Consider the following 16,088-nt stretch of genomic DNA (forward strand, 5'->3'; position numbering starts at 1 on the left):
GCTTCTATTGCGATCTGGTGGGAAAAGCTCGCGGCGGGACGCCGCTCCTACAAAAGCTAACCGCCGCTTCTGCAGGGGCGAAGCCTCATGACTTGGTAGGAGCGCCGTCTCGGCGCGAGCTCTTCGCTTCTATTGCGATCTGGTGGGAAAAGCTCGCGGCGGGACGCCGCTCCTACAAAAGCTAACCGCCGCTTCTGCAGGGACGAAGCCTCATGACTTGGTAGGAGCGCCGTCCCGGCGCGAGCTCTTCGCTTCTATTGCGATTTGGTGGGAAAAGCTCGCGGCGGGACGCCGCTCCTACAAAAGCTAACCGCCGCTTCTGCAGGGGCGAAGCCTCATGACTTGGTAGGAGCGCCGTCTCGGCGCGAGCTCTTCGCTTCTATTGCGATCTGGTGGGAAAAGCTCGCGGCGGGACGCCGCTCCTACAACCACGATGGACTATCGCGACCAATCCAGCTTGTCTTGGTCTTTGATGCCGTAGTCTTTAAGCGTCTTTCCGCTCAATGGCGTATTGCCAAACTTCAAGACCTGTTCTTCGTGAGGCGTCGATGTCTTGTCCTCCATTGTGCGCTTGATAGATTCGATGGCACCGGCGTCCTCATCGTCGACTTCCAGCGTTACGGGAAAGATCTTGGGTGCAATCCCGCTTTCGGATTCCCCCGCCTGCGCTTCCGCGATCTGCGCCTCGGTCGCAGGGTCGGTCACGATGGTGATGTTGATTTTTGCTGCACTGGCTATCGAAGCAAACGACAACCCACTTACGAGCAAGCTCGCGGCCAGAAAACGGAACGGGGATTTATGCGACGTGATCATGACTAATCTCCTTGTCCTTGTCATAGGGGTACCGCTTGCGCAGGCTAGTTCGCCATGGGTTATTCCCAAGTGATATCCGCTTGCGATTTTTCGGATTATCTGCAAGCAGTTTTTCTTTCCACAAAAAGTGATGCCATCGCCAGGCGTGATTAATCCGGGCGCGGACGTTAGCGCGTGTTTGGCCCCTGACGGACTGGGAATTACTTAGGTGCCCTTCGGGCCGCCGATTAACGTCCGGTGTCCGGCCGACCACTTAAATCCCGTTGGATTGTCTTCGCCCTAAGTCACTGTTGCAGAAGCAATTTCGTCATACAGACGAGCGGCAGGCGACTTTCCAAAAAACTAACAATTAAGCGCCCAGCGTTTAACAAAATCTATGCAAACGTGACGCCCGTCACTTTCTAGCGGCCGCCCCTGGTCCGCAGAGTGGCACTCAAGGAGAACATTATGTGCATCGGTAAGAAGACTCTCATCGCTTCGGCGGTGTTACTCGGACTCGGACTAGCAGGACAGGCTTTTGCACAAGCTAGCAATACGGAAGACGGGCCGGGACGCAATATCCAGATAGCGATTGATGACGACAGCAATAACAGCGACAACAGCACTCACGATGGCGACAACCGCGACAACAGCGGTGAAGCCTATGCCGATGGATTCGGCACCGCTGCTGCCAACAACGGCGGCACGTCCACTGCCACTTTTTCAAATGCTTTCAACGTCAGCACGGCTGTCGCCGTGACTCGACTTGAAGGCAGCGTTTCCGGCGTCAGCGTCGGCAACATCGGCAACGTCGCCCAGAACTGGGGCAATGCCAATGGTGCCAGTGGCGGTCGCGGCGGCGATGGATATGGCGGCGATGGCGACGGCGGCGGCGCCAACGGCGGCATCGGTGGCGACGGTGGAACCGCGCTCGCCGGCAGTGGCCGCGGCGGTGACGCCGGCAGCGATAGCGGCGATGCCGGTGCGATCGCGATCGCAGGCGGCGGTGACGGCTATGGCGGCGGTTGGGGCGGCGACGGTGCCGATGGTGGCAACGGCGGCGACGGCGGACTTGTTCGTGAACGCGGACGGGGCAGCGCCAGCGGCAGCGGCGGAGCGGGTGGCGATGGCGGTGCAGGCGGTACCACCGGTGACGGCACAGGCACCGGAACCGCTGCGGGCGGCGCCAATGATGCCACCACCGCGACCAGTGGCGACAGCACTGCCACGGCGGGCGACAGCGGTTCAGTCGCAGCCACGGGCGGAGCCGGCGGCGATGGCACGGCGGGAACGGGTGGTGATGGCACGGGAGGTTCGGGCACTGGCGCTTCAGGGGGCGCGGGTGGTTCGGGCGGATCGGTGGCCAACAACGCTGGAACGTTCGACATGTCCAACAACATGACCAGCGTCGGCCAATCGGCGGCGGGCATCATGGTGGCGGCCCAGAACAGCGGCTTCGCTTCGCTGATTCAACAGGGCATCACCGTGCAAGCCAATCTGACCGTAGGCCCATAAGCGTCCTTTGGATGACGTCGGCACGCTTCGGCATGCCGGCGTATCCACTGCGCGTGCATGAATGCGTTCCGCCGTTCGCGGCGGAACGCGACACGCGCACAGCGAACGCGAACGCATGGCAAAGGAGACCGACATGCAACCGCTTCTTTTTTCTTTATCGCCGTTGTTGGCGGCGATGGTTCTGATGGTTTGTTCCGCTACCGCGGCGGCTGGGGAAAGTGACCCGATCAGCGCGCCGCCCAGTGTCATCGACACCGTGCCACCCATTGCTCCAGTCGATCCAGGCAACGCTTCGGATGCTTCGCATCCACTGAAAATCCCTTTCGCAGTCTCTAGCGAATTCGGCCAACCGGTGGATCCCGGTATGTTGTCCGATCTGCGCGGGGGATACGACTTCGTCGAAAACAATATCGACGTCGACGGCAGCGTAGATGGCAATACCGCCAACGACGTGATCAGCGGTGCGAACACCATCAGCGACGGCGCATTCGCCAATGCCAACGGCCTCAGTACCGTGATCCAGAACAGCGGCTCCAATGTGCTGATCCAGAACGCGATGATCGTGAAGGTGGATTTCGGGGGCAGCGGACCATGAATTCCCGCCGTGCTACATGGACGTTGGCGGCCTGTCTGCTGACCTGTGCAGACATCGGCTGGGCAGCCGATATTCCGGTACGGCTGCCGCACAGCGGTGCCTACAGTCTGCGCGTGACCAGCCTCAAGGAAGCGCGATTCAAGACCACCATCCCGCAGCAATACGATTTCAGCTGCGGCTCGGCCGCGGCAGCGACGCTGCTGACATATCAATACGGCTATCCCGTCAGCGAAGCAGATGTTTTCGTGCGGATGTACGAGAACGGCGACCAGGCGAAGATCCGCAAGGAAGGCTTTTCTTTACTCGACATGCGGCGCTACCTGCAATCGGCCGGCTTCGAGGCGGACGGATTCGAGTTGCCGCTGGACAAGCTGGAAGAGGAGGGCGTGCCCGCGATCGTGCTGCTCAACGACCGCGGATACCGGCATTTCGTGGTAGTGAAAGGCATGCGCAACGGGCGCGTGTTGCTGGGTGATCCGGCGCGGGGCACGCGAGCGATGCCGCGTTCGCGCTTCGAAAAGCTGTGGGACAACCGCGTGCTGTTCGTGGTGCACAACCGTCGCCAGCAAGCTCGCTTCAACCAAGCCCAGGATTGGCGGACCGCGCCTCCCGCGCCGCTCGATCTTGGGATTCAACGCGAAGGCTTGCGTAATGCAGTTACGCCGAGGCGCGGACCAGGAGATATATGAGCCATGGATACGATTCGGACATCGGCGCTCTTGGAAGCGGTTCACGACTTCGTGCCGGCCCCGCAACGTAGAGCGGAGCTTGCTCCGCTGCTGTTTGTATACGGGCCCCGGAGACGGAGCGCGTTCAAACGGATATTCGCTATCGCTAGCCGTTGCGACGGCCTCATTGTTGCTGACTCTGTGCTATCGCGGGGCCCAGCTCGGCTCTACGCAAAACTGCGATACCGGCTTCCCAGCTTTAATCTCCGTCGTATAAATATCTGGCGCTATTCAAAGATCGCGAACAGGTTCCTGCTTCTGGCTCTTTGCTGCATCAGCCTGCCGGTCGCAGCGCAGAGGCCAAGTGGGCAGGGCGCTCCACTGGGAGAGGAATGGCGACCTATCGATCCCGCACGATTGGCAGGCATGCGCGGCGGCTTGCAGATACCTTCGGGAACGGTGCTCTCGTTCGGCATTGAGCGCGTCGTCCACGTCAACGGCCAACTCGTCGCCAGCGTATCGGTGCGGATTCCCGATATCGCGCACATCGACGCAACACAAGCGCATGCGATCGCCGATTTCAACCAAGGCATTCTTGTCCAAGTAGGGGAGGGCAATCACTTCGATCCCTCTCGCATTCCCGGCGGCGTGGTGATCCAGAACACCCTGGACAACCAGAACATCAGCACGGCCACCTATATCGATCTGGGCGCCGGCACGCTGGACGCCTTCCAGAACCTCAACAGCAACGCCGCACTGACCGATGCGCTGATCCGCGCGCCGGGTACTCCATGAGCCGCCATAACGCAGACATCCATCAACAGAGGAACACCATGAAAAGGAAGTCATCCGTCATTTCGCAGCCGGCGCCATGGATGTTGGCCATCGGCATCGGCCTGTCGATCAGTGGACAGGCCTGGGCGCAGGAGGACGGCTCCGGCGCGGCGCCAGAAACGCGCTTGGACATTCTGCAAAAGCAGATCAATCTGCAGAACCGGAAGCTGGATGAAATGCGGCAGTCGCTAAGTCAGCAGGAACAGGATGTGGCGCGACTGCAGGAAGCATTGAACGAGGAAATACTGGCCAGCGCGCGTGCACGCGGAGCACCTGTTCCATCGACGGTTCCCTCATTGGCGCAAGGAACCGCGGCCTACGCCCAGGCACCTCAGCAACCGCAACCCGTGGGCCAAGCCCCTGAATCGGATTCGCGTCCTCCTGAGGTAGCCCAAATCTTCGACCAACCCGGCGTGCTCACACCGCCTGGCAAGCTGGTGCTGGAACCCTCGCTGCAATATGGCTACTCGGCCAATGATCGGGTCGCACTGGTCGGCTACACCGTCATTCCCGCCATCCTGATCGGCCTGATCGACGTCCGCCAGGTCAAGACGACCACCGCCATTGCGACACTCACCGGACGCTATGGGCTGAACAACCGCTTCGAAATGGAAGCCAAACTGCCTTACGTGTACATCGACAGCGACACGGTCAGTCGCGAAATCTTCACCGGCTCGGCGCAGGACAATGTGTTCAATGCCAGCGGCCGCGGCCTGGGCGACGTGGAACTGACTGCGCGCTACCAGATCAACCGTGGCGGGCCGGACAAGCCCTTCTATATCGGCTGGTTGCGCTACAAGAGCCGCACCGGCAAGGATCCGTTCGACGTGGTGACCGATTGCGTGACCCGCTGCGTCGGCAACACCACGGGGACCGGCTTGCCGTTGGAACTGCCCACCGGCAGCGGATTCGCTTCCCTCCAACCTGGCGTCACCTGGCTGTACCCGTCCGACCCGGTAGTGTTCTTCGGAAGCTTCAGCTATCTGCACAATTTCAAGCGCAAGGACGTCTCGCGCACGGTGATCGGCGGGCAGGAGGAATTCCTGGGCGAAGTTCAGGCCGGCGACATTGTCGGCTTCAATCTCGGCATGGGTTTGGCATTGAATGAAAAAGCCGCCATTAGTCTTGGCTACGATCAGAGCATCGTCGGCAAGACTAAGCAAAACGGGCAGGAAGTGGCAGGTGCGGTTCGCATGACGTTGGGCACGCTGCTGTTAGGCGGCACTTACCGTTTCAGCGAGAAGACATCGCTGAACGTAGCGCTGGGAGTTGGCGTTACCCGCGATACGCCGGACATGACGATCACCGCGCGCGTGCCGATCACGTTCTGACAAGATCGGAATTTCCTGATAGCGAAGCGATCCCCGCACGCATAGGCTTCCTGCACCCAAGGAGGTCTTCATGATCAGGATGATGATTGTCGCCGGCGTCTACGCCGGCATTTTTCTGAGTGCCACGGCCACGGCACAATCGTTATACAAATGCACCGATTCGCAGGGGCGAAACAGCTACCAGTCGGTGGCATGCGGTGATCATCAGCAGCACGTCTGGACGCGGGACGTGCCGGTTGCTTCGTCTTCGCCCCCGGCGCCGCGGAGCACCGTGGCAAACCCCAGCTCAAAACCGAAGACTCCGGCGCCGGCTGCCCGTAACCCACGAAGCCGAGGCGGAAAATCCTCGCGCTCCCGCGGCAGTGGCACAACGATCTCTTTGCATAACGATCCTGTCGCTTGCGCAACCGCCAAGGAAAGGCGAAGAAAAGCTTACGAAAAGGCAGGCCTGAATCGAACCTTCGAGACCAGCCGAAAGATGGACGACCTGGTCTATCAGGCTTGTCGATAAACGATCTGCCTCGGCGGGTGTCGGTCATGACCTGACCCACGACTGCTAGTCGGTTCCAAGTCACACACAAAAATTGTGGATCTCCACGGTAGGAGCGGCGTCCCGCCGCGAGCTCTTCGTTTCTACCGCGACTTGATGGAAAGAGCTCGCGGCGGGACGCCGCTCCCACCCCGCAGGCGGCGAATGTTCTTTTCATCCCCGGCACCGACTTTTCGCGCAGTCTTTATGCCCATTGCGAGACCCTCCAATCACATTCACAGAAGGAGGACACAGCATGGCTTCCAAACGCGAATTGATTGCTCCGAACGGAGACAAGCGCCTGATTCGGCGCGACGAAAAAGGACGTATCAAGGAAAGCGATGATCTAGGCAAATCGCTCAGTCAGGACGTCAGGAAATCCGCAAAGACCGTGGTGAAATCCGGACAAGGCGATCGCGGTGACCAGAAGCGCAAGTAAGGCCGCGTCATGAGCCTTACCGAATACCGGCGCAAGCGGCAATTCACCAAAACCCGCGAACCCGAGCCCGGCAAGCCTTTGCCCAAGGGACAGCGCGCCATCTTCGTGGTGCAGCTTCATCACGCCAGCCGGCGTCACTATGACTTCCGTCTGCAGGTGGGCGATGCCCTGAAAAGTTGGGCGGTGCCCAAGGGCCCCAGCTACGACCCCGACGTCAAGCGCATGGCGGTGGAAGTGGAAGATCATCCCGTTGACTACGCGACCTTCGAGGGCGAAATCCCGAAAGGCGAGTACGGAGGAGGGCACGTGGCGCAATTCGACCACGGCGTCTGGGCCAGCGAAGGGGATCCGGAAGAACAACTCGCCAAAGGGCACCTGCGGTTCGAACTCTTTGGCGAGAAGCTCAAAGGCGGTTGGCACCTGGTGCGTTCCGGCCGACCAGCCCGGCAACCGCAGTGGCTGCTGTTCAAGGACAAGGACGACTACGCCGGCACCTTGGAAGCGGACGACTTGCTGGCCGACGTGGCGCCACCTCCAAAAGAAGATGCCAAGCGTGCCGGCACAGGCAAAGCAAAAAAAAAGCGCCTGACCGCCGTCAAAGTGCGTAAGCGGCGCAAGCGCGACTGGGCGGCATTGGCCGCCAAGTTGCCGAAGACGCGCAAAGCCAAAGCGCCCGACGGGCCCTTCGAACCACAGTTGGCAAAACTGGGTGAGGTTCCACCGGAAGGCGACGCCTGGCTGCACGAGCTCAAATGGGACGGCTACCGGATTCTGGTCACCATCAAGGGTGGCGTGGTGCGGCTGTGGTCGCGCAATGCATTGGAGTGGTCAGAAAAGATTCCGGAAGTACGCGCGGCGGTGGAACAGTTGGGATTGGCATCGGCCGCGCTGGATGGCGAACTGATTGCCGGCGGCGGCACCAAGGGCGACTTCGGCCTGCTCCAGGCCACACTTTCAGGCGAGAAGCAGGGTGCGTTGTCGCTGGCTCTGTTCGACCTTCTCCACATCGATGGCGTGGATATTTCCGGTTCCCCGCTGCGCGACCGAAAAGCACTCTTGCAACAAGTACTGAAGGAGCCGCCGCCCCATCTGGCGTTCAGTTCGCACATCGAGGCCGATGGCCAAACAGCGTTCGAACTGGCGGGGGAGCGGGATTTCGAAGGCATTATTTCCAAGCGTGCCGATCGTCCGTACCACGCTGGCCGCAGCGACGAATGGCGCAAGACCAAGCAGCTAGCAAGCGACGAATACGCGGTAGTCGGCTACACCGCGCCAAAGGGCAGCCGCAGTGGATTTGGCTCGTTGTTGCTGGCCAAGCCGGACTCCAAGCATGGCTGGAAATATACCGGCAAAGTGGGCAGCGGCTTCTCCGATCAACTACTGGCAGAAATCAGTGAACGCATCGGCAAGGCGGGGCGCAAGGAGCCGACCGTGGAAGTGCCGCCGAACGATACCGACCTGCGCACGGCCAAGTGGTTCGAACCGCGCTTCGTTGTCGAAGTTTTTTCCCGTGGCTTCGGCCGCGAGGGCCTGTTGCGGCAGCCTTCGCTGAAAGCGGTGCGCACCGACAAGAAAGTCGCAGACCTGATTGACTCCGATCGCGGAGGCACCTCATCGACTACCCCGCCGCACGCCAGGAAAACATCCGCCAAGGCCAGTGCAAAGAAACAAAGCGAGGCGAGGACGGCACCGAAACTGACCAGCCCATCCAAGATCATCTTCCCGGACATACACGCTACCAAGCAGGATGTGGCGGACTATTACCGAGCGGTGATGGATCACTTGCTGCCGGAAATCGCGGGTCGGCCGCTGTCGATCATCCGTTGCCCCAACGGCGCCGAGAAACCATGCTTTTTTCAGAAGCACCATACCGCCGGTTTGGAGCTGGTGTCCTTCGTCCGGCTAAAAGAAGAAGCCGGCAATAACGCGAACTACCTGGTGGTGAACGACGAGGCGGGATTGATGGAGCTGGTCCAGTTCAACTCGCTGGAATTCCATCCATGGGGCGCGCACGCCGACAATCCTGACATGGCCGATCGTGTGGTGTTCGATCTGGATCCTGGTCCCGGCGTGCCGTTCTCGGAAGTAAAGAAAGCGGCCACGCATGTCCGCAAGTTGCTGGAGCAGTTGGAACTTGCGTCGTTCCTGCGCACATCCGGTGGCAAAGGCCTGCACGTGGTGGTCCCACTGAATCCTGGCTGCGAGTGGGGCCTGGTCAAGACCTTCGCCCACGGCTTTGCCGATGCGCTGGCGCAGTCGGAACCAGAGCGGTTCCTGTCGGTCGCGTCGCTCAAACTTCGGCCCAACAAGATATTCATCGACTACCTGCGCAATGGTCGCGGTGCCACCAGTGTTGCGTCGTATTCCTTGCGGGCACGAGCGGGTGCGCCGGTGGCGATGCCGCTGGCGTGGAGCGACCTGTCGAAGTTGAAACGTTCGGACGCCTTCACCATGAAAGAGGTTCCAGCCAAATTACGCCGCCGCCGTAAAGACCCTTGGAAAGGCATCGGACGCCTGAAGCAGAACCTGGCCCGTTGGGCCTCGGCGGAGTAGGGCAGTCGCTAATTCACATCTCGCGATTACACATTCTTCAACGGCATGAGGCAGTCATGACAATCGACAAAGAAAATCAAGATCACGAACGCGACCTGTTGGAGAAGACTCGCGCCCCCAACGCGCCTCGTGTTCCAGGCGAACAACCAGGTAAGCGCACCAACGATGAGCGCAACGACCCGGAGCGGGAGCCCGGGGCCAAGGTGGGCATTCAAGATGACGACGAATGATCGCTATGGACGAATGATCGCTATGAATGATCAATGCCCGTAGCCGATGGGGCAGCCGAGCAAGCTCGGCTCTACGAAAAACGCGGATAGCATCCTTGTGGGAGCGACGTGAGTCGCGACGGGATGTTTCCGGTTGCGATTCACCGGTGACGGTGTCCGCGCAGAATGCATCTAAGGATCATCTGGCCCCGGCCCACCCACCCGGTCGCCTGTGGGGGCATGCACCTGGCGTTCTTTGGTTGGCCGCGGACACTTTCGTATTTGTTTCATAGCCCGCGAGGTCTGAACTCGGTTCACTTCAGCTTGGCTTCGGCGTGCCTCGTCTGGGCAATCTCGGGCTGAGCCAGCGGCGATCCCCGTAATTCCGTGAATGCAGAGGGCTCCTCGAATGACGATTGTGGGTGAACATGCGAACACCATTAAGCTCTCCGGATTGCTCCTGCTTGTCGCCAACACGGCCAGCCAAGCCTGCGAGGTTCCGGAGACCCTGGCCGGGCGCGAGCTCACCAACGGAGTCGACGCACATTACTCGCCCAGCAATCCCAATGCAGGCAGTATCGTGCAGGTGAAACTGAGTACGGGGACCTATACGCTGGAGGTGCTTGGTACAGATGTCGTCGCGGTCGGGGAGTACACCTATCAGAAACTCCACGACACCGTCGGTTTCCTTTCCATGCGGGAAGAACACCCGCTCGGCCCGTCGGAATACAGCCTGACGCTGACATGTTTCAATGATTCATCCGGCACCATGGTATTCAGCCAAAGTCGCGGCCCGATCAAGCCTGATGCGCGCCAGAACACGGGGCGGTACAACATCGTGCGATGACGGTGTGACATGCTTGGACTCATCTTGTGGGAGCGACGTGAGTCGCGACGTTGATGTCTCCGGTCGCGACCCACTGCCACAAACGCAACATGTGTGGGGAAAGAAAAAAGCTCGCAGCGAAACTATTGGAAGTCGAATGATCTGAGATGATCTCGATGATTGCCGCGTTGAGTTCAAGCAAGGCAATGGTGGGCCAAGGCCCACCCAACGACTTACTTCATCAGCTCCAGCGGCAACAAACCCAGCCATACCAGCAACAGTACCAACCACAGCCAGCGCCATCGGCCCATGCCATGCCACGCGAGCTTCCAGGGGCTGATATTCGAATCGCTCATGCCGCGCTACGCCTGCGCATCGATCGCAATGCATCGGCCACACGCAAGCCGTATAGATAGACGCCGGTGAAGCACAGCGTGGTCAGCGCCGCACCAAACAGAAACCAGATAAGCCGAATCGGCCAACCGCCGAAACTACCGAAGTGCAACGGGTCCGCCATCTCGGCGATGCGTTGGTGCAATGTCATATCCCGACCGTCCCGCCGGTCCAGCAGGCGCCCGTCGCGTAGATCGAACCCCACGACGTTGGCGCGGTCGCGTACCAGCCATGCACTTGCTTGGCCTTCGAGCAGCAATGCTTGACCGTCCAGGCTCGGTTGCGCACCACGGACGTGCAGCTCAGGCCAATGCTGTTGCAGCGTGGCGACAGCTCGATCAATGGCCTGCGGATCGACGGGTGCGGGCGTTTTTCCCTCCGTGGGCAACACGATCTTCGCAGGAGGCTCGGCGTCGCCGCCGAGCGATTCGACCAGATACCAGCCACCGGTGATCGCAATCAGTGCGACGAACCACATGCTCCAGACACCGAACAGCCGATGGATATCGCCCCACATTCGCCGCGGTCGATCAGCACGCGGCCAGCTGAAGAAACCACGCCACCAGCGCTTGTAGATGAAGAAGCTGCTGATAAAAGACAGCAGTAAGGGAATCGACAACGCCGCTACCAACGGCACGCCGTATTTAGTGGGAATCATCAAATGCCGGTGAGTGTTGCGCAGCAGCCGGTGCGTGTTGAACCAATGGGTATCGCCAGTGACCTGGCCGCGATAAGGATCGATCCAGACAAAACGCCGGCGTCCCTCGGGCGTACGCATCTGCGCCACCGCTGCGAAACGCGACGCGTGCGGCGCGGCCACGCCTTCGAGTGTCCACTCCGGGTACGTTTTTTGCGCAGCGCCGATCAACTGGCCCCAGCTGGCCTGTGTCTCGCCCGGCGTCACCCGCATTTCGGCATGCAACAGCCAGTCGATTTCCGTCGCAAATACCGCCAAGGTTCCGGTTAGACAGATGAAGCCCATGAACAGAAAAAGCTTCAATCCAACCCAGCTATGCAGATCGAACCATAGGCGACGACCCGCGCTCTTGCGTGCGGGTTTGGCATCGATCGCTGGCGATAGCTGACGCATGGATTCCCGGTTTAGAACGTGTAGGCGGCCTGCAGATAGAAGCGCCTTGGCTCACCAGGGAAGTGGCCGTTGCGCTCAATGAAGCCGCTGGCTGCGTAGACCTTGTCGAACAGGTTCTTGATGTTGGCCTGTAATTTCCAGTCCTTCCATTGCGTCTGCCAGCTCAGGTCGAAGATCGTGTACGGCTTTACGCGTTGTCCATCCAGGCTGATGCGTTCATCGGTGTAGTCGGCGCCAAAGCCAATCGCCGACGCGATGCCCGGAAGTTCATAACGCGTCCAGATTCCCAGCTTGTTGCGCGGTGCATTGGCGAAACGGTCGCCCGATGAATTGGTGATGCCGTTGCTGCCGGCATCGATCACCCGTGCATCGTTGTAGGCATAGGCCACGTTAACCACCCAGCGTTCGGTGACGTCGGCGAGCACATCGATCTCGAGGCCTTCGCTACGTACCAGCCCGAGTGCGGCCAATTGGTTGATGCCGTCGATAGCCTCGCCGGTAGCCTGCACGATGTTGCTGCGCTCGATTCGATAAAGCGCCGTGTTGAGCGTGACACGCCCACCGCCGAGCAAGCTTTTCAGGCCGACTTCCCACTGCTTGCTCTGCTCCGGTTCGAACGGGCCACCCGCAGCCGGGTTCTGGTTGGCGGTGGCCTGCGGTACGAAACCACTGGCGACACTCGCATACGCATTCAAGCCTTCGCGCAATACGAATGTGCTACCCAGCCGCCAGCTCAGGTCATGACCATCGACCGTACCGCCGCCGATCAGGTCTTCGTCCTCGAAACCATCCCAGCGCAGTCCGGCCAACACATACCAGCGTGGCGTCAACGTGATCTCGTCCTGTACATAGCCGCCGTAGCGAATGCCGCGCGTGCTGGTGTCGCGCCAGGGCAGGGCGGCCAGGCCATAGTCGTGATAGGAAGTCAGGCCGTAGACCGGATTGAACAGATCGATACCGGGTACCGGTCCCGCATTTCTGGGCAGGTCTGCGCTGTTGGCGGTCTGCGCGCTGAAATCGGTATCGACACGGTAATAGTCCGCGCCGAACAGAAGCTTGTGCTCCAGCGCTCCGGTGGCGAAGCGCCAGACGGCGTTGCCATTGACCGTAAACGCATCGTTGTCGCGATATTGATTGCGCAGCTGCCGTGTCATCCATTCGGCGGTGCCGTCGCGGTCCCGATCGATCAACCCCATCGGCTCGTGATAGATCTGGTGTTCGCTGTTCTCGAACCAGCGTGCGGCGAAATCCACATCCCACGCCTGAGAAGGAGAAAAGCGATACTGCGCCAGCACCACCTTGGCCTTCATATCCAGGAAGTCGGTGGCTTCGTTGTGGTTCCAACGGCGGTTGGTGAGGAAATACCCGTTGTCGTTGACCGGAACGCCACGCAGGCGGTTGCCACCCAGGTTCTGAGTGATATCGGTGTACTGCAGGATCAGTTCACCGGTGTCGCCCACGTCGAAGGCAACGGAGGCATCGCCGATCAGGCTTTGGCTGTCAGCGTTCCAACGCACGCCTTCCTCACCGTCGCCGTAGACACCGAGGCGGTAGCGCACATTGCCGCTCTCATTGACCGGACCGGTGGCTTCGAAAGAGCCAGCGACGAAATCCTGGTTGCCTACTTGGATCTCCACCCGGCGTTCCGCCTTGGCTCGCGGCTTGCGGGTGACGTAGTTGATCACGCCGCCCGCATCGCCACCGCCGTACAGCGCACCGGCAGGACCTTTCAGTACTTCCACTTGTTCGATATTGAACAGCTGCGGCACCGCGAAGCCGGCGTAGGGGTCGCCACGCAGCCCGTCATACAGCAGGTTTTCCTGGCGGAACCCGCGCAGCGTGACGCCCGCATAGCTGAAGAAACTGATGCCGCTGATGCTGCGGTACAGATCAGTAACCTGACGCGCGGCCTGATCGTCGATCAACTCTCGCGGAAGCACCTGCACCGACTGAGGCACCAGCGCCAACGGCGTGTCGGTACGGGTGCCGACCGCCGCCGTCTCCGATTTGTAGAGCGTCTGTGCCCGCCCGACCACCTGGACGGAGTCGAGCGCGACCACGTCGTCATCGGGCGAAACCGCAGGATTCGGCAAGGTTTGGGCACGCACATCAGCCAATGCGAGCAGCAGCGCGGCTGCCAGCAGGGAGCATACAAACGGAGAGGGGGACATGCAGATTCCGAAACGCGAATGATTATCAAGCGCGAGAGTCTAGCATTGCCCCGAGAATTGTGAATACGCCAGTAATGCATCTGGGGTGTTGACCAGAAGCTCGGAGCATTCTGCATGGGCTAAAACCCATCTATTTCAATGCAATAGAAGATGTTCCTGGCTCGGTACCTGAATATCTGGTGGATCCGCAGAGTTGGCCTATTTGGCCGGCTCAGCGCGCCAGTCAATGGCCGCCTTGGAGGCCGCCGCGAAGCAAACAGAAATACAGGCGACCTGGCAATGAGCTTCGGCCAGAGGATTTCCTGGATGCAAGATTCGGCCGGCGAGAGAGCGCTAAGAAGTGCCAGGTCCATGTTCAAGCTCGCCCCTTTATTTACATAATATGCATTATGCGAAAAGATGGTACTTCCGCCAGTGTTGCGTTGAAACCTCTTTGGTATCGGTTCAGACCGCAACACCGGAATGATCAATGGTACAAATTGCTGACGACCAACAACTTCCAGCAACCGATGTGGTGGGATCGGTAAATCCGTTACATCCCGCTCGGAATTGTTGTGACATTTCGAAATTTCGGCGCTCCCAGGAAAGTCACACATTTGCCGAGTAGCAGTTCCAACCCAACCGCGCTCTTGCCTCGGGATCTACCAACGATCTTCCCTGGGCCAGTATTTGAACTGGCCTTGGGCAAAGGTCATTGCTTGTTTGAGGGACTCAAGCCTCGCATCTGAAGTTCCGAGTTCGATTACGTCCTCGCAAGCGTGCCTCAGATTCCCGTAAACCTGCGCAGAATTCACGATCCACTCCGACCAGCGGCGCAGCTCTGCCTCGTCCAGTTGCGTGCCCGCGTTCACATGTCTGGCGATGTCAATCGACAGGTCGCTTAAGGCGAAGGAAATATCCCAAGGGGAAGTCTCTGTGGACATCGCTTGTGCTCCATCTTGTCTCGACAGCCACGGTATCGCGAATGAAATGCGGTGAACGTTCCCCATAAATGGGGGTGTTACCTAGTGTTAAAGCATGGGCAGTACAAAGCAATCAGTTATCCGACCCACGGACCCTTGTCGGATGCCCGGCGGGCAAACGAACCCGAAGTGTTCAAGGAAAGCGGCATGTGTGCTACTGCGTCGAGTGGCTCAGGCCTTGGACCGGGATTTTGATCTGGATTTTGGCTTATGGGAGGCAGCGGCCGTGCCCGCCTTGGCCAGTGCGGCCTGCAAGGCCGCGGGCAGGTCACTGAGTTGCTGTAACTGCGCGGTAAGGGCGTCGGCACGCGCACGTTCTACCGCCTGCTCGCGCAGCGCGGCGGCGGCCTTTTCCAAGGCTTGGTCGCGATCCAAGCGCAACTGACGTTCCAATGCAGCCTGCTCGCGGCGCTCTGTCACGCGCTGGGCCCGTAGCTCGCGCGATTCCTGGCGGGCACGATCGATCTCGCGGCTAGCCCGGTCTTCGATCGACCGTAGGTGCGCAGCCTGTTCTTCACGTTCCTGTGCCGCCAGCGCAGCCAGTTGTTCCAGGCGTTGGCGCAGTTCCTCGGCACTTTGCTCCAGGCTTTCGGCCCGCCCTTGCAACGCGTCGCGCTGCCGGCTCAGATCGGCCAACTGGCCAGCCTGCTGTTCGGCCAATCGCTTTTCCTGGTCGATTTGAGTTTGGGCTAGTTCCAGAGCGTGGTTGGCTCGAGCCGCGGTGTCGTGAGCCTCCTGTAACTGATGCGTCATAGCCAGGCGATTTTCTTCCAGTTGCTGGCGTTCTTGAGCCAGGGCTGCATGCTCCTGAGCAAGTGACTCAAGGGCCAAACCTTTCGCATGCGAGAGCGCTGCTTCCCACCACTGGGTGGCCAGCGCTCCTAGATCTTCGGGCACCGCAGGTAGGGTTGCCCTCTCCCCTTCCGCACGTAAACGCTCACCAAGCAATTGCCACCACGAGTCCAGATACCGGACGACCGTGTTCGGCGAGCCGGTGCCAAGATGGGCACGGATCCGCTCCACGGTCGGGCGCTCTCCCTGAGCCACGAGCGCTCCGGCGGCGGCGTGAACGTCTGATTCGGTGATGCCTCTAGCCATAAAAGTGCCTCCCGTGTCGGCGCCCTGCCCTGCGGTTGACGTACTCGCGATAAGTGATGATTATCGTGGGTATAAGCTCTATT

The 16,088-nt window shown here is 60.1% G+C and carries 16 protein-coding genes; 10 read left to right on the forward strand and 6 right to left on the reverse strand.

Annotated features, from left to right (window positions below):
- Nucleotides 1-185 (forward strand): hypothetical protein (locus AADW18_RS01905; protein WP_337341649.1); only part of this gene is annotated, 185 nt, incomplete at its 5' end.
- A gap of 253 nt (nucleotides 186-438) precedes the next feature.
- Here the strand turns inward: AADW18_RS01905 and AADW18_RS01910 are convergent.
- Entirely contained in the window at nucleotides 439-813 is a 375-nt protein-coding gene (locus AADW18_RS01910) for a hypothetical protein (RefSeq protein ID WP_337341650.1), read from the reverse strand.
- A gap of 447 nt (nucleotides 814-1,260) precedes the next feature.
- On the opposite strand from AADW18_RS01910, the gene AADW18_RS01915 reads away from it, so the two are divergent.
- The 9 genes from AADW18_RS01915 to AADW18_RS01955 all read left to right on the forward strand — a co-directional run bounded on the left by AADW18_RS01915 (nucleotide 1,261) and on the right by AADW18_RS01955 (nucleotide 10,312).
- Complete coding sequence (locus AADW18_RS01915) at nucleotides 1,261-2,307, forward strand: hypothetical protein (RefSeq protein WP_337341651.1); 1,047 nt, start codon at nucleotides 1,261-1,263, stop codon at nucleotides 2,305-2,307.
- 133 nt (nucleotides 2,308-2,440) lie between these two features.
- On the forward strand, nucleotides 2,441-2,902 hold the full coding sequence (locus tag AADW18_RS01920) for a hypothetical protein (protein ID WP_337341652.1): 462 nt from the start codon (nucleotides 2,441-2,443) through the stop codon (nucleotides 2,900-2,902).
- Nucleotides 2,899-3,591, forward strand: a complete 693-nt coding sequence (locus AADW18_RS01925) for a C39 family peptidase (protein ID WP_337341653.1) — start codon at nucleotides 2,899-2,901, stop codon at nucleotides 3,589-3,591. Before AADW18_RS01920 ends, AADW18_RS01925 begins: the two co-directional genes overlap by 4 nt.
- 405 nt (nucleotides 3,592-3,996) lie before the next feature.
- Nucleotides 3,997-4,365, forward strand: a complete 369-nt coding sequence (locus AADW18_RS01930; RefSeq protein ID WP_337341654.1) for a hypothetical protein — start codon at nucleotides 3,997-3,999, stop codon at nucleotides 4,363-4,365.
- 38 nt (nucleotides 4,366-4,403) lie between these two features.
- Entirely contained in the window at nucleotides 4,404-5,735 is a 1,332-nt protein-coding gene (locus AADW18_RS01935) for an acetate kinase (protein ID WP_337341655.1), read from the forward strand.
- A 785-nt stretch (nucleotides 5,736-6,520) separates the two neighbouring features.
- A complete protein-coding gene (locus tag AADW18_RS01940) occupies nucleotides 6,521-6,703 on the forward strand; it encodes a hypothetical protein (protein ID WP_337341656.1) in 183 nt (60 codons plus the stop codon).
- 9 nt (nucleotides 6,704-6,712) lie between these two features.
- Nucleotides 6,713-9,256, forward strand: a complete 2,544-nt coding sequence (gene ligD, locus AADW18_RS01945; protein ID WP_337341657.1) for a DNA ligase D — start codon at nucleotides 6,713-6,715, stop codon at nucleotides 9,254-9,256.
- Nucleotides 9,257-9,312: 56 nt separating this feature from the next.
- Nucleotides 9,313-9,486, forward strand: a complete 174-nt coding sequence (locus AADW18_RS01950) for a hypothetical protein (RefSeq protein WP_337341658.1) — start codon at nucleotides 9,313-9,315, stop codon at nucleotides 9,484-9,486.
- Nucleotides 9,487-9,874: 388 nt separating this feature from the next.
- Entirely contained in the window at nucleotides 9,875-10,312 is a 438-nt protein-coding gene (locus tag AADW18_RS01955) for a hypothetical protein (RefSeq protein ID WP_337341659.1), read from the forward strand.
- A gap of 212 nt (nucleotides 10,313-10,524) precedes the next feature.
- Here AADW18_RS01955 and AADW18_RS01960 read toward each other — a convergent pair whose 3' ends face one another.
- The 5 genes from AADW18_RS01960 to AADW18_RS01980 form a co-directional block, all read right to left on the reverse strand.
- The gene (locus AADW18_RS01960) at nucleotides 10,525-10,647 is read right to left on the reverse strand and encodes a hypothetical protein (RefSeq protein ID WP_337341660.1); all 123 of its coding nucleotides are present in this window, start codon (nucleotides 10,645-10,647) and stop codon (nucleotides 10,525-10,527) included.
- Entirely contained in the window at nucleotides 10,644-11,774 is a 1,131-nt protein-coding gene (locus AADW18_RS01965; protein ID WP_337341661.1) for a PepSY-associated TM helix domain-containing protein, read from the reverse strand. Before AADW18_RS01965 ends, AADW18_RS01960 begins: the two co-directional genes overlap by 4 nt.
- Nucleotides 11,775-11,785: 11 nt before the next feature.
- Nucleotides 11,786-13,945 (reverse strand): TonB-dependent siderophore receptor, encoded by a 2,160-nt coding sequence (locus AADW18_RS01970; RefSeq protein ID WP_337341662.1) that lies wholly within the window; start codon nucleotides 13,943-13,945, stop codon nucleotides 11,786-11,788.
- Nucleotides 13,946-14,586: 641 nt separating this feature from the next.
- Entirely contained in the window at nucleotides 14,587-14,868 is a 282-nt protein-coding gene (locus tag AADW18_RS01975; protein WP_337341663.1) for a hypothetical protein, read from the reverse strand.
- A gap of 210 nt (nucleotides 14,869-15,078) precedes the next feature.
- Nucleotides 15,079-16,005 (reverse strand): DNA-binding protein, encoded by a 927-nt coding sequence (locus tag AADW18_RS01980; protein WP_337341664.1) that lies wholly within the window; start codon nucleotides 16,003-16,005, stop codon nucleotides 15,079-15,081.
- Nucleotides 16,006-16,088 lie beyond the last annotated feature (83 nt).

The organism is Pseudoxanthomonas sp. CCNWLY206-1 (genome assembly GCF_039710385.1).
In the GTDB taxonomy this organism is placed as follows: Bacteria; Pseudomonadota; Gammaproteobacteria; order Xanthomonadales; family Xanthomonadaceae; genus Pseudoxanthomonas_A.